The sequence below is a fragment of the Streptomyces bullii genome, assembly GCF_042657145.1.
In the GTDB taxonomy this organism is placed as follows: domain Bacteria; phylum Actinomycetota; class Actinomycetes; order Streptomycetales; family Streptomycetaceae; genus Streptomyces; species Streptomyces bullii.
Window position 1 is genome coordinate 468553 of record NZ_JBHSNY010000007.1, and the last position, 17192, is coordinate 485744.

The window sequence follows — 17192 nt, forward strand, 5'->3', positions numbered from 1 at the left end:
CACAATCCGCCGGGAGCACCCCCCAGGAGGCAGACCATGTCAGGACCCCGCCCGCCCGTCTCCCTCCAGCCTCGAACGAGGCTCGACGGGCCGCCCCCCGGTCCTGTCCGAGCACCACGCGGCACGGAACTGAGCACCCTGGGATGGCAGCAGGAAGCCGCCCTGCGGATGCTGCAGAACAACCTCGACCCGGAGGTCGCCGAGCACCCCGACAAGCTCGTCGTCTACGGCGGCACCGGCAAGGCCGCGCGTGACTGGCGGTCCTTCGACGCGATGGTGCGTACGCTGCGCACCCTCAAGCAGGACGAGACGATGCTCGTCCAGTCGGGCCGTCCGGTCGGCGTCATGCAGACCCACGAGTGGGCCCCGCGCGTGCTCATCGCCAACTCCAACCTCGTCGGCGACTGGGCCACCTGGGAGGAGTTCCGCCGCCTGGAGGCCCTCGGCCTGACCATGTACGGGCAGATGACGGCCGGCTCCTGGATCTACATCGGCACCCAGGGCATCCTCCAGGGCACCTACGAGACCTTCGCCGCCGTCGCCGCGAAGAAGTTCGGCGGCTCCCTCGCCGGGACCATCACCCTGACCGCCGGACTCGGCGGCATGGGCGGCGCCCAGCCGCTCGCCGTCACCATGAACGACGGCGTCGCGATCTGTATCGACTGCGACCCGCGCGCCATCGACCGCCGCATCGAGCACCGCTACCTGGACGTCAGGGCCGACTCCCTCGACCACGCCCTCCACCTGGCCGTGGAGGCCCGGGACCAGCGCAAGGCCCTCTCCATCGGCGTCCTCGGCAACGCCGCCGAACTCGTGCCGCAGTTGCTCGCGATGGGCGCCCCCGTCGACATCGTGACCGACCAGACCTCCGCCCACGACCCGCTGGCCTACCTGCCGCTCGGCATCGCCTTCGAGGACATGGCCGACGCCGCCGCCAAGGACCCGGCCGGCTTCACCACCCGCGCCCGCGAGTCGATGGCACAGCACGTCGAGGCGATGGTCGGCTTCCAGGACGCCGGCGCCGAGGTCTTCGACTACGGCAACTCCATCCGCGGCGAGGCGCAACTCGCCGGTTACGACCGGGCCTTCGCCTTCCCCGGCTTCGTCCCCGCCTACATCCGGCCCCTCTTCTGCGAGGGCAAGGGCCCCTTCCGCTGGGCCGCCCTGTCCGGCGACCCCGCCGACATCGCGAAGACGGACAAGGCCATCCTCGACCTCTTCCCCGAGAACGAGTCCCTGGCCCGCTGGATCCGCATGGCCGGCGAGCGCGTCCACTTCCAGGGCCTGCCCGCCCGGATCTGCTGGCTCGGCTACGGCGAACGCGACAAGGCCGGTGAGCGGTTCAACGACATGGTCGCCGGCGGCGAGCTGTCCGCGCCGGTCGTCATCGGCCGCGACCACCTCGACTGCGGCTCCGTCGCCTCCCCGTACCGCGAGACCGAGGCCATGCTCGACGGCTCCGACGCCATCGCCGACTGGCCGCTGCTGAACGCCATGGTCAACGTGGCCTCCGGCGCGTCCTGGGTGTCCCTCCACCACGGCGGCGGCGTCGGCATCGGCCGGTCCCTGCACGCCGGACAGGTCACGGTCGCCGACGGCACCCGGCTGGCCGGCGAGAAGATCCGCCGCGTGCTGACCAACGACCCCGGCATGGGCGTCATCCGGCACGTCGACGCCGGGTACGACATCGCCGAGTCGGTCGCCCGGGAGCGGGGCGTCCGCGTGCCGATGCGCGAGGGCGACGACGCGGTCCGCGAGGGTGACGAGGCGTGAGCTTCCACAGCATGTGGGCGGAGCTGCTGCCGGTCGGCCGCGGCTCCGCCTCCGGCGGCTACCGCCGCTTCGCCTGGACCGGCGCCGACGCCGAGTGCCGGGCCTGGTTCCAGGCGCAGGCCGAGTCACGCGGTCTGCGCTACGAGGTCGACCGGAACGGCAACCAGTGGGCCTGGCTCGGCGACCCCGCCGACGGCGACGCCGTGGTCACCGGCTCGCATCTGGACTCGGTGCCGGACGGCGGCGCCTTCGACGGGCCCCTCGGCGTCGTGTCCGCCTTCGCCGCCCTCGACGAACTGCGGGCCCGGGACACCCGGCTCCGCAAGCCCTTCGGGATCGTCAACTTCGGCGACGAGGAGGGCGCCCGCTTCGGGCTCGCCTGTGTCGGGTCCCGGCTCACCGCCGGGCAGCTCACCCGTGAGCAGGCGCACCGGCTCACCGATGGCGACGGCATCACGCTGCCGCGGGCCATGGAAGCCGCCGGGTACGACCCCGACGCCATCGGACCGGACCCGCATCGGCTCGCCCGCATCGGCGCCTTCGTCGAACTCCACGTCGAGCAGGGACGGGCCCTCGACCTGTCCGGTGACCGCGTCGGCATCGCCAGCGCCATCTGGCCGCACGGCCGGTGGCGGTTCGACTTCCGCGGCGAGGCCAACCACGCCGGCACCACCCGGCTCGCCGACCGCCGCGACCCCATGCTGTCCTACGCCGAGACCGTGCTCGCCGCCCGCCGCGAGGCCCGCCTGGCCGGAGCCGTCGCCACCTTCGGCAAGATCACCGTCGAGCCGAACGGCGTCAACGCCATCCCCTCCCTGGTGCGCGGCTGGCTCGACTCCCGCGCCGAGGACCAGGACGGCCTGGACCGTGTGGTCGGCGGCATCGAGAAGGCGGCCCGGGAGTGCGCCGAGGCACACGGCGTCGACCTCGACGTCGTCCGCGAGTCCTTCACCCCCGTCGTCGAGTTCGACCACGCCCTGCGCGACGAACTCGCCCGCATCCTCGGCAAGGACCCGGACCGGGACAGCGGCCTGAAGGTCCCCGTGCTGGGCACCGGCGCCGGACACGACGCCGGGATCCTGTCCGGCAGCATCCCCACCGCCATGCTGTTCGTGCGCAACCCCACGGGCGTCTCGCACTCCCCGGCCGAGTTCGCCGCCGAGGACGACTGCGTGGCTGGAGTGCTCGCCCTCGCCGACGTAGTGGAAGGACTGGCCTGCACGTGACGCGGACGTACTGGTTGGAGTACGCCTGGCTCGACACCCGCGTCGAGCCGGGCGTGACCGTGACGGTGTCCACCAGCGGCTCCGCCGCGAGGGACGGCGGCCGCATCACCGCCGTCCGCACCGACACCCCCACCCCGCCCCCCGGCGCCGAGATCCTCCGCGGACTGACGCTCCCGGGCCTGGCCAACGCCCACTCGCACGCCTTCCACCGCGCCCTGCGCGGCACCGTGCAGGTCGGCTCCGGGACCTTCTGGACCTGGCGCGAGGTCATGTACTCCGTCGCCGACCGGCTGACCCCCGACACGTACCACGCGCTCGCCCGTGCCGTGTACGCCGAGATGGCCCTCGCCGGCATCACCGCCGTCGGCGAGTTCCACTACGTCCACCACGCCCCGGGCGGCACCCCGTACGCCGACCCCAACGCCATGGGCGAGGCCCTCGTCGCGGCCGCCGCCGAAGTCGGCATCCGCATCACCCTCCTCGACACCGCCTACCTCTCCTCCGGCTTCGGACAGCCGCCCAACACCCACCAGCTCCGCTTCTCCGACGGCGACGCCGAGGCCTGGGCCGAACGCTGTTCAGTTCTCAAGGAGCGGGATCACGCACGGATCGGGGCGGCGATCCACTCCGTACGGGCCGTGCCCGCCGACCAGTTGGCGACCGTGGCGCGGTGGGCCGAGGAGCGGCGGGCCCCGCTGCATGTGCACCTGTCGGAGCAGACCGCCGAGAACGAGGCGTGCCTGGAGGTCCACGGGTGCACCCCGACGCAGCTCCTCGCCCTGCACGGTGTGCTGGGGCCGCGCACCACTGGCGTCCACAACACCCACCTCACCGCCGAGGACATCTCCCTCATCGGCGGCAGCGGCACCGGCACCTGCATGTGCCCGACGACCGAGCGGGACCTCGCCGACGGCATCGGGCCTGCCGTCGCCCTCCAGAACGAAGGCTCCCCGCTCTGCCTCGGCTCCGACAGCCACGCCGTGATCGACCTGCTCGAAGAGGCGCGGGCGATGGAGCTCAACGAGCGCCTGCGCACCCGTACGCGAGGTCACTGGACGGCGGCGGCCCTGCTGCGCGCCGCCTCGGCCGACGGCCACGCGGCCCTCGGCTGGGACGACGCGGGCTCCCTGGAGCCCGGCGCGCTGGCCGACTTCACGACGATCGCGCTCGACTCGGTCAGGACGGCAGGGCCGCTTCCGCGGCTCGGTGCCGAGACGGCCGTATTCGCCGCGTCGGCAGCAGACGTGTCGCATACGGTCGTGGCAGGCCGGCACGTCGTCCGGGACGGGGTCCACACCCTCGTGCCGGATGTGCCGAAGGCCCTCGCGGACGCCGTCGCAGCCCTGCGCGGATGACCCCCGGCCGCCCACCACCCGCGCGGCCCCCTCCCGCCCCCGAACCCGACCCCACCGCCGACCAGGCCAGCAAGGACGCCATGAGCAACGCGACGACCGTCAGCCCCGCCCACTCCGCGAGCACCGCGAGCACGCTCATCACCAACATCGCCGCCCTGGTCACCAACGACCCCTCCCTGGGTGACAGATCCCCCCTCGGACTGATCCAGGACGCGGCCGTCGTCATCGAGGGCGACCGCATCGCGTGGACCGGTCATCAAAGCAAAGCACCCGCCACTGACAGTCGGGTCGACGCCGATGGCCGGGCGGTCCTCCCCGGCTTCGTCGACTCCCACTCCCACCTCGTCTTCGCGGGCGACCGGACGCAGGAGTTCAACGCCCGGATGTCGGGGCGGCCCTACAGCGCGGGCGGCATCCGTACGACCGTCGCGGCCACCCGCGCCGCGACCGACGAGGAACTGGAGGCCAACCTCACCCGTTACCTCCGCGAGGCGCTCCGCCAGGGCACCACCACCTTCGAGACGAAGTCCGGCTACGGCCTGACCGTCGCCGACGAGTCCCGAGCCCTGCGCCTCGCCGCCCGCCACACCGACGAGGTCACCTACCTCGGCGCCCACATCGTCCCCCCGGACCACGCCGACGACCCGGCCGGCTACGTCGCCCTGGTCACCGGCGAGATGCTCGACGCCTGCGCCCCGTACGCCCGCTGGATCGACGTCTTCTGCGAGAAGGGCGCCTTCGACGGCGACCAGGCCCGCGCCATCCTCACCGCGGGCAAGGCCAAGGGCCTCCACCCCCGCATCCACGCCAACCAGCTCTCCCAGGGACCCGGCGTGCGGCTGGCGGTCGAACTGGACGCGGCCAGCGCCGACCACTGCACCCACCTGACCGACGCGGACATCGACGCCCTCGCCAACAGCCGTACGGTCGCCACCCTCCTGCCGGGCGCCGAGTTCTCCACCCGCGCCCAGTGGCCCGACGCCCGCCGCCTCCTGGACGCGGGCGTCACAGTCGCCCTGTCCACGGACTGCAACCCCGGCTCGTCCTTCACCTCGTCCATGCCGTTCTGCGTCGCGCTCGCCGTCCGGGACATGGGCATGACCCCCGACGAGGCGGTGTGGTCCGCCACGGCGGGCGGCGCCCAGGCCCTGCGCCGTACCGACATCGGCCGCCTCACACCGGGAGCCCGGGCCGACCTGACCCTCCTCGACGCCCCGAGCCACGTCCACCTGGCGTACCGGCCCGGCGTACCGCTGGTCGCGGGAGTCTGGCGGCGGGGCGTACGGGTGGTCTGACCGGCGGTCCGGTCGTACGGGCGGTCCGACCGGCGGATGCGGTCGAAGCGGTCGGTGCGGTCGTGGGGGTCGTCCGACCGGCGGATGCGGTCGTACGGGCGGTCCGACCGGCGTACCCGGTCAGGAGGCCCCCGCCCGCCACCGCTGGTCCGCCCGCCCCGCCTCCCGCATCAGGGACACCGTGTCGTCCCCGCCCGGTGTCACCGCGTGGTCCGGGGCGATGCCCGGGCGGATCACGCCACGGGAGTCCACCGCGAACCTCAGGTTCTGGCCGTTGGGCCCCTGTACCGCCGAGCACTCCCAGATGCCGACGCCCCGGTACACCGAACCGCGGCTGTCCAGGCAGTAGTCGGGGTAGGCGTACGACTGCAGCACGCCGCGCCCGGGGTCGACCCGCCATCGTTGGTCGCGCGCGGACGTGCAGGTCGCCGTGGTGACGTCCGTGCCGTTCCCCGGGTCGCCCTCGATGTCCAGGCACAGGCCCGAGGCGAGGTTGACCACCTGTGCGTACCCGGGGCCCGGCGGCCGGTACGTCGGTGTGGCGCGTGTGGGGGACGGCGTGGGGCGCGGCGTGCGGGAAGGGGGCGAACTGCGCGTCGCGGAAGGGGAGGAGGAGGGCGAAGGCGGCCTGCTCGTCGCCGAGGGGGACGGCGAGGGGGTGGCCGACACCGTCGCCGTCACCGTCACGGGCGGTGGGGGAGGGGTGACCACCGAGCCCGCCGCCTGCCGGGGCGGCCCGTTGTCCGGCGACAGCAGCAGGACCAGCAGGGGCACGACGGCCACGCCGAGCGCCGCCGAGGCCAGGGCGAAGCGCCGCGAGGGGGGCCAGGCCACCGGCCCGGTACGCGAGTCGGCGCGGGGCAGGCCCTCCTGCGCCGCGCGCGTCGCGTACGCCGTGCCCGCCCACGGCAGCAGCCCCTCGGCCAGCGTGGTGCGGGGCGTGTCCCGCAGGGCGCACGACTCCTCGTACGCGGCCGTGCAGTGCGCGCAGCGCGCCATGTGGGTGTGCAGGTCCGCACTGCGGCGGGGGCTGTCCGGCCGTACCGACTCCTCGATCAGCCTGCGGAAGTCGCCGCACCGGGCGTCGTCGGAGGCGGCCAGCCGGGACCGCAGGCAGGCCCGGGCCAGGCTCTGCAGCGCGGCGGCCGAGCCGTAGGTCACGTCCTCGCGGGTGAGGCCGAGCAGGGTGGCCGTCTCGTCCTCGGGCTCCCGCTCCACGAGCGCGTACCAGATCAGGCCCTGGGCGCGGTGGGGGAGGGTGCGGAACGCCGCCAGCATGGGCGGCACCGGGCCGCCGGGGCCCGCCGTGTTCAGGACGAGCAGCAGTCCGGCGTCGAGTCCGGCGGACCGCTCGTCCGCCGCCCAGGAGGCGGCCACCCGCGCGGTCAGCAGCAGCAGATGGTGGCGCAGCGGGCCGCCGGGTTCGGTGCCGCGCGCGATCTGGCGGGCGGCGAGCGTGACGACCTGTGCGGCCAGATGGCGGGCCGACGACTCGCTCGCGGTGCACAGACGGGCGTAGGCGAGCACCGACGCGCCGTGCCGGGCGCGCAGCTCCCGTACGGCGGAGTACGCGGCCGAGGTGTCGGCGCGCAGCAGTTCGGTCAGCCGCGCGTCGGAGACACCGCCGTACTCGCCGCCGTACTCGCCGTCTCCTGCGGCGTCACCGGTCCCGTCGGCCCGCACCATCGCCCCGCCTCCTCATCGCCCTGTGCAAACCGCTCCGCCGGTGCTGATGTACCGGCCAGTAGGGGTTGCCCATAGTGGTGGACGGGGGCAGGTGAGAAAAGGGGTTTCCGTGGGTAACCGAGGCGCGCCCGGCGCCCGGTCGGCACCCGGTGCCCAAGCCCGGCAGGCCTGGACATCCGGCGCCGACGGGGCGCCGGGCGCGAGCCCAGCCCGTCACCTCGAAGACCGGCGACGGCGACTGTCGTGCCGGCTGCCTGACGGTCGCCGGCCCCGTCACTCCTCGACCGTCAGCCCCTTGCGCAGCCGCACCAGCGTCCGCGACAGCAGGCGCGAGACGTGCATCTGCGAGATGCCGAGTTCCTCGCCGATCTCCGACTGGGTCAGGCCCGCGACGAAGCGCAGGGACAGGATCTTCCGGTCCCGGGGCGCGAGTTCGGCGATCAGCGGCTTCAATGACTCGACGTACTCGATGCCTTCGAGTCCGTGGTCCTCGTAACCGATCCGGTCCGCGAGCGCGCCCTCGGCGTCGTCCTCCTCCGGCTGGGCGTCCAGGGAGCTCGCCGTGTAGGCGTTGGACGCCGCCATGCCCTCGACGACCTCGTCGTTGGAGATGCCGAGGCGCTCGGCCAGTTCGGTCACCGTCGGGGCGCGGTCCAGCTTCTGGGCCAGCTCGTCACCGGCCTTGGCCAGGTCGAGCCGCAGTTCCTGAAGCCGGCGCGGTACGCGCACGGACCACGAGGTGTCGCGGAAGAAACGCTTGATCTCGCCGATGATGGTCGGCATCGCGAAAGTGGGGAACTCGACGCCGCGCGAGAGCTCGAAGCGGTCGATCGCCTTGATCAGGCCGATGGTGCCGACCTGGATGATGTCCTCCATCGGCTCGCTGCGCGAGCGGAACCGGGAGGCGGCGAACTTGACCAGGGCGAGATTGAGTTCGACGAGCGTGTTGCGTACGTACGCGTACTCGTGGGTGCCTTCCTCGAGGGACTCCAGCCGCTCGAAGAGGGTCTTGGACAGGGCCCGTGCGTCGACCGCGTCCACTTCGTCGTACGGGGGGATGTCCGGAAGTCCGGCGAGTACGCCGTCGTCGACGCGTACGTCGCGCTCGATGGGATCCAGATGTTCCGGAGGGGGTGTCGACGTCGCTTTGTGGGTACGCGATGCGTCGAGCCGGGGTGACATGATGTCCTCCATCGTTCTCGGCATATGGCTGCCGAAGCCAGTACGTGCACTGCGGTGTGCGGCGCCTCCAAAGCCGGCCGTGTCGGGTGCGTGTCCTTACTAGCCCTACCCGCTTCCCTGAGCCTGCCGCAAGTGCATTGTGTTCGCATATGTCCGTTTGTGGGTGATTGTTCGGGTGTCGGAGTGTGAAGGGAAGGCGTAGTGTTCGAGGGCGTCAGCAACAGTCACGACGTCGGGAGAGAGAGACGGCATGGACCGCGGGACGGTCGGCAGCGCACAGTCGGGCCGGCTTCTGGTGGAGGTGCGAGAAGAAGGCCCCAGTGCCGTCGTGACCCCGGCGGGTGAGTTGGATCACCACACCGCCGATCTGTTGCGTGAGCCACTTGAGGACTGCCTCGCCAAGGGATTCAGTCGGCTCGTCATCGACTGCGCGCGCCTGGAGTTCTGTGACTCCACGGGGCTCAACGTGCTGCTCGGCGCACGGCTGAAGGCGGAGGCCGCCGGAGGTGGGGTGCACTTGGTGGGGATGCAGCCGGTGGTCGCGCGGGTGTTCGAGATCACGGGGGCGGACGCGGTGTTCACCGTCCACGACTCCGTCGAGGCGGCCCTGGCCGACGAGGCCGACTGAGCGCGCAGGCGGACCGTCGTGGTGCCCCCGCCGCCCCCCTGGACCGGTGTTCTCCTCCCGTCACGGCTTTCGTGCCGAATCCGGGGGTGTTCTGCCGGTCCGGTCGGGCAGGAGACATCCTGTATCCGTCGGTAGTCGGGTGCCGGGGCGCCGCGAACCGACGTGCCGTGCCCTGCGTAATCGACTGTGTACGAATTTCTACATCGTGAACTGGTGAATCGGTGAGGTGAAGCGCTGATGAGCACCACCCGGCCTTACTCGCCGGGCGACCGCGGTCCGGAGCCCAGCGGCGCTTCCGGGCCGCCCGAAGGTGGCGTACCGGCGGCGGCGACCGGTCCGTCCGACAAGGGCGGGGGCGGGTCGCCCGGAGCGTCCGGCGTGGCAGGCGGTGCCGCGCCCTCCGGGGCGGGGGCTGCGGGCGCGGCGGGTGGTGCCGTGCCCCCGGTGGCCGACGGGGGTGGTGCCGTGCCGGCCGGCGGGGCCGAGACCGCCGCAGGGGAGTCGGCCGCGGCGGGGACCCAGGCCCGTCGACTGAGCTTCGACGACCAGAGCGGCGTCGTGCCGCTCGCCCGTGATTTCACCCGCCAGGCCCTGTACGCGTGGGGCTGGCTGCCCGCCGCCACCGCCGACCAGCGGGCCGCCGCCGAGGACGTGCTGCTCGTCGTCTCCGAGCTGGTCACCAACGCCTGCCTGCACGCCGAGGGCCCCGACCAGCTGTGGATCCGCTGCGACAACAAGGTGATCCGCGTCGAGGTCTCCGACCGGGGCGCCGGCCAGCCGGCCCCGCGCACCCCGCACCGGGCCGGGCGGCCGGGCGGTCACGGCATGTTCATCGTGCAGCGGCTGTGCCTGGACTGGGGGGTCGTCCGGACGCCCGGAGTCGCGGGCAAGACGGTGTGGGCGGAGCTGGGGGCTCCGGCGTAGGGTCGGGCCGGGTGCGGGGCGGGCCGGGCTTGGCCGGGTTGTCAGGGCGCCGTCCGTTTCCAGGTCCTTCCTGTCTTTGTGTTTCCTCTTGGGGGTGTTCGTACGCCTCTGTGCGCGTTCCCGCGTACGTCCCTGTGCGGGTCCCTGGATGACGCGTCTGCTGCGTCCCGCTGTACTTCCCCGCTTACCTCACCTCGTGCGCGCTGGATCGCCACACATCCGGTGTGCGCTGTGTCTTCCCTCCTCACGGCCCCGGGCGTACCTTGACGGCCCTGTCTGATGCACCGTCAGGAACCAGGAAGGGGAGGGGAGCGGGACCGTGTCGTACCGGAAACGAACCGCCGCGCTCGCGTCCGTCGCGGCTCTGGCCTGCTCGGCGGTGGTGATGGCCGCCCCCGCAGCCCGGGCCGAGGTCGTCGACGTCCATTACGCGTGCAAGACGCCGATCGGCGACAAGAGTGCCGTCTCGCCCATCGACATCAAGGGCGTCAAGAGCGGCGGCGGTTACAGGATCACCATGTCGTGGCAGAAGGGCGTCTCGGCCAGCCCGGTCGAACTGGGCAAGGGGGCGATGAACCCGAGCGCCACCATCCAACTGGGCGGTGCGGACCAGGGCGTCCTGACGGTGAGGGGCCCGGCCAACGACGCGGCGATCCCCGCGAACACGCCGATCAAGATCCGCGATCTGAGCGGTACGTACACGCCGAAGAAGAGCGGTGAGGTCACCTTCACGGCGGCCGTGCTCACCATCAAGGCGCTCGGTACGACCACCACGTGCACGCCGACGAACGACCCGGAGCCGTCGCTGACGCTCGACGTCACGGCCGCGAGTGGTGGGACCGGGGCGGGCGCGGGGGCCGATACGGGCTCCGGCTCGGGGGCCGAGTTGCCGCAGACCGGGCCCGAGGACTCGGCGATCGCCCTCGGCACGCTGGGCGGGACGGTGCTGCTGGTGGGAGCGGCGGGGACGCTGTGGCTCACCCGGCGGAACCAGGCGGAGCGGGTGCGGCGTTGATCAGTGCCCGCGGGGCCGGCCGGAGTTGACGGAGCGGGGAGGTGGACTGGCGCCGTGCGCAGGGCGGTGGTGTGGGCGGCGGTGTGTGCGTTGCTCGTGCTGCCGGGTGCGGGCGCGGGTGCCGGCGCCCGGGTGGGTGCGGGTGTGGGCGTGGATGCCGCTGGTGCGGTGGGTGCCGTGGCCGCCGGGGCCGTGACGTCCGAGGTCGGCCTCGGGCCCTCCGTCGAGTTGTCGACGTCGCAGGCGGGTACGGGGAGTTCGATCACCGTCACCGGTGCCGGCTGGCGGCCGCGTGCCCTGGTGATGGTGCTGATCTGCGGGCAGTCCACGCCGTCCCGGGGCGTGACCGGCGGCACGAACTCCTGCGCCAACGGGGACGGGCGGGCCGTCACCGTGGGCGCGGAGGGGCGCTTCAGGGGAAAGCTGCCGGTGGTCGAGCCGCCGGTGCCGTGCCCGTGCGTGGTGCACCTGGCGACGGTCACCGGGCCGAGGGCCGAGGCCGACGTGGCCTTCCAGGTCGCCGGGCACGCGGTCGAACCGTTGCCGGCACAGGCGGCCGGGGGGCGGCTGTCCGTCCTCGCGGCTCCCCGGCTGGCGGATGCCGACGAGGACGCCGGCAGGCTGCTGACCTGGTTCGGCTCGCCGCCCGCCCGCACGCTCGTGGTCACCGTCGGCAACGTGGGGGCGTCCGCGGTGAAGGACCCGGTCTTCCAGGTGGGCACCTCCCACGGCGTGTACGCGCCGCAGTGGGAGGAGCAGCGGTGGCGTGGGACGGTCCGGCCCGGGGACAAGGCGAGGATCGAACTGCCGGTGCGGCTGGCGGGCGGGGCGCACGGTGACTACACGGTGTCACTGAAGTACGGCGGGAGGGTCCTGGCGGAGCAGCCGTGGACGGTCGGCCGGCCCTGGGGCGTGACGCTGTTCTGGGTGCTGGTGTTCCTGGTCGTGCCGACCGCGGTGTTCCGGGTGGGGATGGCGCTGGTGGACCGGGTGCGGGTGCCTCCGGCGGTTCGGCCGGGAGCGTGATGCCTGCGGCGGCCTGCGCGGCTTCGGTGGGGGCGGGTGCAGCGCCTGCGCGTGGGGGACGGGATCGGGGCCGCGCCGCGGGTGTCCGTCCTCGGTCTGCCATCCGGGTCTTGCCCTGTCCACCCGGCCCGTGGAGAAGGTGTACGTCGAGGCCGGGCTCCTGACCACGGTCTCCCGCAGGGGGTGCTCGGCGGGTCCGGCAGCCCGCTGCGGCGGGCACCCCCGACACGCCCCTTCCGCCGCGTCCCCTTCCCGCCGTGGGCGACCGCACCTCGCTCGGGACAGCCGCGGGCATGCGTGCCCCAGGGCCGTCAAGGGCCCGGAAGGTACCCGCAGGGCGACACGGGTGGGCGCGGGCGGCGCCCCGCCGCGTCGCGCGTCCGCTCCGGCCTCGGCAGCGACGCCGAGCACAAGCCAGAGGGCCACCGCACCTCCCGGTGCGATGGCCCTCCAGTAACGCGTCCAGCCGGGCCGGCCAGGCCTCAGTGGACGTTGCCCATGAGTTCCTTGACCTTCTTGCGGTACATCCACACCGCGGAACCGGCGACCACGGCGAGCGTGGCCTCCAGGGCCACGATGCCCGTCTTGTTCAGGTCGACGCCGGCGATGGACAGCAGGCCCGTCGTGGCGTCACCGGCGGTGACGGCCAGGAACCAGACGCCCATCATCTGGGAGGCGTACTTGGCCGGGGCCATCTTCGTCGTGACCGACAGGCCCACCGGGGAGAGCAGCAGCTCACCGACGGTCTGCGTGAAGTAGATCGCCACGAGCCAGAGCGCGGCGGCCTTGTGACCGCCCTCGGCGATCGACAGCGGGGCCAGGAAGAGGAAGAAGGACGCGCCCACCAGGACCAGACCCGAGGCGAACTTCACGACCGTGCTCGGCTCCTTGCCCCGCCGGTTCAGCGCCAGCCAGAACCAGGCGAAGACCGGGGCCAGCGCCATGATCAGGACCGGGTTGACCGACTGGTACCAGGAGACCGGGAAGCCCCAGCCGAGGACGCTGTTCTCGGCCGACGACGAGGCGAAGATCGACAGGGTCGAGCCGCCCTGGTCGTAGATCATCCAGAAGACGGCCGCGGCGACGAAGAACCAGATGTACGCCGACATCTTGGACTGCTCGGCGCGGTCGAGCTCCTTGTCGCGCTTGATGCGGACCAGGACGAGGGTCGGGATGATCACGCCGAGCAGGGTCAGCGGGACCAGGACCCAGTTCAGCGTGTAGTGGCCGGAGACGCCGAGGATCGCGTAGGCGACGACGGCGATGCCCGCCCAGAGCGCGGCCTTGCGCAGGGTCGAGGTCTTCTCGTCGGCGGACAGCGGCTTGGGCACGACGCTGGAGCGGGTGTCCAGGTGGCGGCTGCCGATCAGGAACTGGGCCAGGCCCAGGGCCATGCCGAGCGCGGCGAGCGCGAAGCCAAGGTGCCAGTTGACGCTCTCGCCGACGGTGCCGATGATCAGCGGCGCGGCGAAGGCACCGAGGTTGATGCCCATGTAGAAGACGGTGAACCCGCCGTCGCGGCGCGGGTCGTCCGGGCCGTCGTAGAGGTGGCCGACCATCGTGGAGATGTTGGCCTTGAGCAGGCCGGAGCCGATGGCCACCAGGCCCAGGCCCGCGTAGAACGTGCCCGACGCGGGCAGGGCGAGGGTGAGGTGGCCGAGCATGATCACCGCACCGGCGACGGCCACCGTCTTGCGCGGTCCCCAGACGCGGTCGCCGAACCAGCCGCCCGGCATCGCGAGCAGGTACACCAGCGACACGTACACCGAGTAGATCGCGGTCGCGGTGCCGGCGCTGAGGTGCAGGCCGCCCGGAGCGACGAGGTACAGCGGGAGCAGAGCCCTCATGCCGTAGTAGGAGAAGCGCTCCCACATCTCCGTCATGAAGAGGGTGGCCAGACCCCGGGGGTGGCCGAAGAAGGTCTTCTCGGAACCGGGGGTGCCCGGGCGGACCGAGTCCTTCGTCAGGCTGGACGCCATGGTCGTTCCTTGCAGGTCGGGACGCGTCGCGCGAGGTGCGCGCCCGGTGGGGCGGCCGGCACCGGCGGTCCGGTCCGTCCACCCCACGCCCAGGGAGGTCCGCTCCGGATCACGGAGCGGTGGACGGCGTCCACCGGGATCCACGCCTCTACGCGCGTCGCTGCGCTACGAGGCCCGGCCACAGGTCATTGCTTCGATGGCTGGCGGGAACCAGCCCGCACACAAAAGAGACCTTCAGCGTCAAAATGACCGCCAAAGGTCCCCGCAGTGCTACAGGCGTTGGTTCACCATACGGCAGGACACAGCCGGATATGGAAGGACTTGAGACACGGATCACAGGTTTCCAGGGAACCACGGTCACCCATTCGAAGGTCCATTACAGGATTGCACCCCACAGGCAGAGGTCCGTACGGCACTCGTGAAGGTAAGAAGGGGGTATGCCGGAGGTAGGAATCGAGGCGCACGATCTCACCCCGGCTCTTGCCACGGCGGGACTACCATCACTTCATGACCCGAGTACTGCTCGCCGAGGACGATGCGTCCATCTCGGAACCGCTGGCCCGCGCCCTGCGCCGGGAGGGGTACGAGGTCGAGGTGCGTGAGGACGGCCCCAGCGCTCTGGACGCCGGAATCCAGGGCGGCGTCGACCTGGTGGTGCTGGACCTCGGACTGCCCGGCATGGACGGTCTGGAGGTCGCCCGCCGGCTGCGCGCCGAGGGCCACAGCGTGCCGATCCTCATCCTGACCGCGCGCGCCGACGAGGTGGACACGGTCGTCGGGCTCGACGCGGGCGCCGACGACTATGTCACCAAGCCGTTCCGGCTCGCCGAACTGCTCGCCCGCGTCCGCGCCCTGCTGCGGCGCGGCGCCACCGAGCCGCAGCAGCCGCCGGCCACGCACGGCGTGCGGATCGACGTCGAGTCGCACCGCGCCTGGATGGGCGAGGAGGAGCTCCAGCTCACCGCGAAGGAGTTCGACCTGCTGCGTGTGCTGGTGCGCGACGCCGGGCGGGTGGTCACACGCGACCAGCTCATGCGGGAGGTCTGGGACACCACGTGGTGGTCGTCCACCAAGACCCTCGACATGCACATCTCCTGGCTGCGCAAGAAGCTCGGCGACGACGCGGCCAACCCCCGCTACATCGCCACCGTGCGCGGCGTGGGCTTCCGCTTCGAGAAGAGCTGAGCCCCGGGGACTCCCCGCCGGGTTCACATTGGGTAAGAGGACATGCGCCGTCGACTGATCCAGTCCACGCTCGCCGTGGTGCTCGTCGTCATCGCCGTCTTCGGCGTCTCCCTCGTCATCGTCGAGACCCGCACGATCAGCAACAGTGCCCAGGACCGTGTGGAGTCCGAGGCGGTCCGGGTGGCCAGCATCGTCGACAGCCGGCTCCTCATCTCGGAGCAGGTCGACGCGGAGATCCTGCGCGACCAGGTCACGCAGGACCGTTACGCCGTGATCCGGATTCCGGGCGAGCGGCCCATAGAGGTCGGCACCAAGCCCAGCGGCGACGTCATCAGCGCCACCGCCCCCGGCGAGGAGGGCGAGACGGTCACCGTCCAGGAGCCGCGCTCCTCGGTGACCCGGGAGGTCGGCCGTACGCTGCTGATCATCGGACTGGTGGCGCTGCTGGCGGTGATCGCCGCGGTGCTGCTGGCGATCCGCCAGGCCAACCGGCTGGCCTCGCCGCTGACCGACCTGGCCGAGACCGCCGAGCGCCTCGGCTCGGGCGACCCGCGCCCCCGGCACAAGCGGTACGGCGTCCCCGAGCTGGACCGGGTCGCGGACGTGCTGGACTCCTCCGCCGAACGCATCGCGCGCATGCTCACCGCCGAGCGGCGACTGGCCGCCGACGCCTCCCACCAGCTGCGCACGCCGCTGACGGCGCTGTCGATGCGGCTGGAGGAGATCACCCTCACCGATGAGCTCGGGACGGTGAAGGAGGAGGCCACCATCGCGTTGACGCAGGTGGAGCGGCTGACGGACGTGGTGGAGCGGCTGCTGACGAACTCCCGCGACCCGCGCACCGGCTCCGCCGTCACCTTCGACCTCGACGAGGTCATCCAGCAGCAGCTCGCGGAGTGGCGGCCCGCCTACCGCAGCGCGGGGCGGGCGATCGTCAGCTCCGGCAAGCGGCACCTGCAGGCGGTGGGCACCCCGGGGGCGGTCGCGCAGGTGCTGGCCGCGCTCATCGAGAACTCGCTGATGCACGGCGGCGGCACAGTCGCGCTGCGCACCCGGGTCACCGGCAACCAGGTGGTCGTCGAGGTGACGGACGAGGGGCCCGGCGTACCCGCGGACCTGGGGGCACGGATCTTCGAGCGGACGATCAGCGGCCGCAACTCCACGGGCATCGGGCTGGCGGTGGCACGGGACCTCGCCGAGGCGGACGGGGGCCGACTGGAGATGCTCCAGACGAAGCCGCCGGTCTTCGGGCTGTTCCTGTCGCGGACGCCGCCGTCCGAGAAGAAGGCGGACGAGGAGCGGCCGACGGTGCGCTGAGGCGCCGGCCCGCCTACGGCACCCGCTGCCTGGCCCGCTCCTTCTTCGGGAACGAGCCCCCGCCCGTCACCGCTCCCCGGGCCGGCAGCGCCCGGAACACCCACGTGCGGTAGGACCAGAAGCGGAACAGCGTGGCGATGCCGATGCCGAGGAACTTGAAGATGTTGTTCTGCAGCGGTGTGTTCCAGTCGAATCCGTACGTCGCCACGTACAGCACGCCGTTCTCGATCACCAGGCCGACCGCGCTGAACAGCAGGAACAGGGTCATCTCCCGGGTGCGGCCGCTCTTGTCGCGGTCCCGGTACGTGAAGTAGCGGAAGCCCAGGTAGTTGAAGACGATCGCGACGATCGTCGCGATGACGCCCGCCCGCACCACCTGCAGGTCGGTCGTGTGCCGCAGCAGGTTGAACACGAGCAGGTTGACCAGTACACCGGCACCGCCCACGGCGCCGAACTTGGCGACCTCGTGTACGAGCCGTCGGAGCCCCGAGGAACCACGTCCCATGGTCGTGCAGGCCCCCGTCCGTCGGTTGGCGTCAACCCCGCCATGCTAACCACCCTCCCGCGCGATCTTCCTGCGGACGAGCCGGGCGAGGCGGGA

General features: G+C 72.3%; 13 protein-coding genes and 1 pseudogene. 10 read left to right on the plus strand and 4 right to left on the minus strand.

Annotated features, from left to right (window positions below; genetic code table 11):
- Nucleotides 1–36: 36 nt before the first annotated feature.
- The 4 genes from hutU to hutI are packed head-to-tail and all read left to right on the plus strand — an operon-like array spanning nucleotide 37 to nucleotide 5649.
- Entirely contained in the window at nucleotides 37–1773 is a 1737-nt protein-coding gene (gene hutU, locus ACFPZJ_RS22595) for a urocanate hydratase (protein WP_381024499.1), read from the plus strand.
- On the plus strand, nucleotides 1770–2999 hold the full coding sequence (locus ACFPZJ_RS22600) for an allantoate amidohydrolase (RefSeq protein ID WP_381024502.1): 1230 nt from the start codon (nucleotides 1770–1772) through the stop codon (nucleotides 2997–2999). The genes hutU and ACFPZJ_RS22600 overlap by 4 nt, the downstream gene beginning before the upstream one ends.
- Nucleotides 2990–4354, plus strand: coding sequence for a formimidoylglutamate deiminase (locus tag ACFPZJ_RS22605; protein WP_381024676.1), 1365 nt, complete (start codon nucleotides 2990–2992; stop codon nucleotides 4352–4354). The genes ACFPZJ_RS22600 and ACFPZJ_RS22605 overlap by 10 nt, the downstream gene beginning before the upstream one ends.
- Nucleotides 4351–5649: an imidazolonepropionase gene (hutI, locus tag ACFPZJ_RS22610; protein ID WP_381024505.1), complete on the plus strand. Its 1299-nt coding sequence runs from the start codon at nucleotides 4351–4353 to the stop codon at nucleotides 5647–5649. The genes ACFPZJ_RS22605 and hutI overlap by 4 nt, the downstream gene beginning before the upstream one ends.
- Nucleotides 5650–5769: 120 nt before the next feature.
- Here hutI and ACFPZJ_RS22615 read toward each other — a convergent pair whose 3' ends face one another.
- A complete protein-coding gene (locus ACFPZJ_RS22615; RefSeq protein WP_381024508.1) occupies nucleotides 5770–7335 on the minus strand; it encodes a ricin-type beta-trefoil lectin domain protein in 1566 nt (521 codons plus the stop codon).
- Between the two features lie 273 nt (nucleotides 7336–7608).
- Nucleotides 7609–8529: an RNA polymerase sigma factor SigF gene (locus ACFPZJ_RS22620; protein ID WP_381024511.1), complete on the minus strand. Its 921-nt coding sequence runs from the start codon at nucleotides 8527–8529 to the stop codon at nucleotides 7609–7611.
- Between the two features lie 238 nt (nucleotides 8530–8767).
- On the opposite strand from ACFPZJ_RS22620, the gene ACFPZJ_RS22625 reads away from it, so the two are divergent.
- The 4 genes and pseudogenes from ACFPZJ_RS22625 to ACFPZJ_RS22640 all read left to right on the plus strand — a co-directional run.
- On the plus strand, nucleotides 8768–9145 hold the full coding sequence (locus ACFPZJ_RS22625) for an STAS domain-containing protein (protein WP_381024514.1): 378 nt from the start codon (nucleotides 8768–8770) through the stop codon (nucleotides 9143–9145).
- 237 nt (nucleotides 9146–9382) lie between these two features.
- Nucleotides 9383–10069, plus strand: coding sequence for an ATP-binding protein (locus ACFPZJ_RS22630; RefSeq protein ID WP_381024516.1), 687 nt, complete (start codon nucleotides 9383–9385; stop codon nucleotides 10067–10069).
- A gap of 319 nt (nucleotides 10070–10388) precedes the next feature.
- Nucleotides 10389–11084, plus strand: a complete 696-nt coding sequence (locus tag ACFPZJ_RS22635; protein WP_381024519.1) for an LPXTG cell wall anchor domain-containing protein — start codon at nucleotides 10389–10391, stop codon at nucleotides 11082–11084.
- A gap of 168 nt (nucleotides 11085–11252) precedes the next feature.
- Nucleotides 11253–12080: pseudogene (locus tag ACFPZJ_RS22640) on the plus strand (hypothetical protein); the annotation flags it as partial.
- Between the two features lie 512 nt (nucleotides 12081–12592).
- Here ACFPZJ_RS22640 and ACFPZJ_RS22645 read toward each other — a convergent pair.
- Complete coding sequence (locus ACFPZJ_RS22645; RefSeq protein ID WP_381024522.1) at nucleotides 12593–14089, minus strand: oligopeptide:H+ symporter; 1497 nt, start codon at nucleotides 14087–14089, stop codon at nucleotides 12593–12595.
- Nucleotides 14090–14596: 507 nt separating this feature from the next.
- Between ACFPZJ_RS22645 and ACFPZJ_RS22650 the strand changes: the two genes are divergently transcribed.
- Nucleotides 14597–15274 (plus strand): response regulator transcription factor, encoded by a 678-nt coding sequence (locus ACFPZJ_RS22650; RefSeq protein ID WP_381024525.1) that lies wholly within the window; start codon nucleotides 14597–14599, stop codon nucleotides 15272–15274.
- Between the two features lie 42 nt (nucleotides 15275–15316).
- Nucleotides 15317–16591: an ATP-binding protein gene (locus ACFPZJ_RS22655; RefSeq protein WP_381024528.1), complete on the plus strand. Its 1275-nt coding sequence runs from the start codon at nucleotides 15317–15319 to the stop codon at nucleotides 16589–16591.
- 13 nt (nucleotides 16592–16604) lie between these two features.
- Here ACFPZJ_RS22655 and ACFPZJ_RS22660 read toward each other — a convergent pair whose 3' ends face one another.
- Nucleotides 16605–17096 carry a GtrA family protein gene (locus ACFPZJ_RS22660; RefSeq protein WP_381024530.1) on the minus strand — a complete coding sequence of 164 codons (492 nt, stop codon included), beginning with the start codon at nucleotides 17094–17096 and terminating at the stop codon, nucleotides 16605–16607.
- Nucleotides 17097–17192 lie beyond the last annotated feature (96 nt).

Excerpts from the sequence above, each read along its gene's own strand:
- hutI (WP_381024505.1), top strand. The coding sequence starts at position 4,351 with ATGACCCCCGGCCGCCCACCACCCGCGCGGCCCCCTCCCGCCCCCGAA.
- ACFPZJ_RS22625 (WP_381024514.1), top strand. The coding sequence starts at position 8,768 with ATGGACCGCGGGACGGTCGGCAGCGCACAGTCGGGCCGGCTTCTGGTG.
- ACFPZJ_RS22660 (WP_381024530.1), bottom strand. The coding sequence starts at position 17,096 with ATGGGACGTGGTTCCTCGGGGCTCCGACGGCTCGTACACGAGGTCGCC.
- hutU (WP_381024499.1), top strand. The coding sequence starts at position 37 with ATGTCAGGACCCCGCCCGCCCGTCTCCCTCCAGCCTCGAACGAGGCTC.
- ACFPZJ_RS22630 (WP_381024516.1), top strand. The coding sequence starts at position 9,383 with ATGAGCACCACCCGGCCTTACTCGCCGGGCGACCGCGGTCCGGAGCCC.
- ACFPZJ_RS22650 (WP_381024525.1), top strand. The coding sequence starts at position 14,597 with ATGACCCGAGTACTGCTCGCCGAGGACGATGCGTCCATCTCGGAACCG.
- ACFPZJ_RS22615 (WP_381024508.1), bottom strand. The coding sequence starts at position 7,335 with ATGGTGCGGGCCGACGGGACCGGTGACGCCGCAGGAGACGGCGAGTAC.
- ACFPZJ_RS22645 (WP_381024522.1), bottom strand. The coding sequence starts at position 14,089 with ATGGCGTCCAGCCTGACGAAGGACTCGGTCCGCCCGGGCACCCCCGGT.
- ACFPZJ_RS22620 (WP_381024511.1), bottom strand. The coding sequence starts at position 8,529 with ATGGAGGACATCATGTCACCCCGGCTCGACGCATCGCGTACCCACAAA.
- ACFPZJ_RS22655 (WP_381024528.1), top strand. The coding sequence starts at position 15,317 with ATGCGCCGTCGACTGATCCAGTCCACGCTCGCCGTGGTGCTCGTCGTC.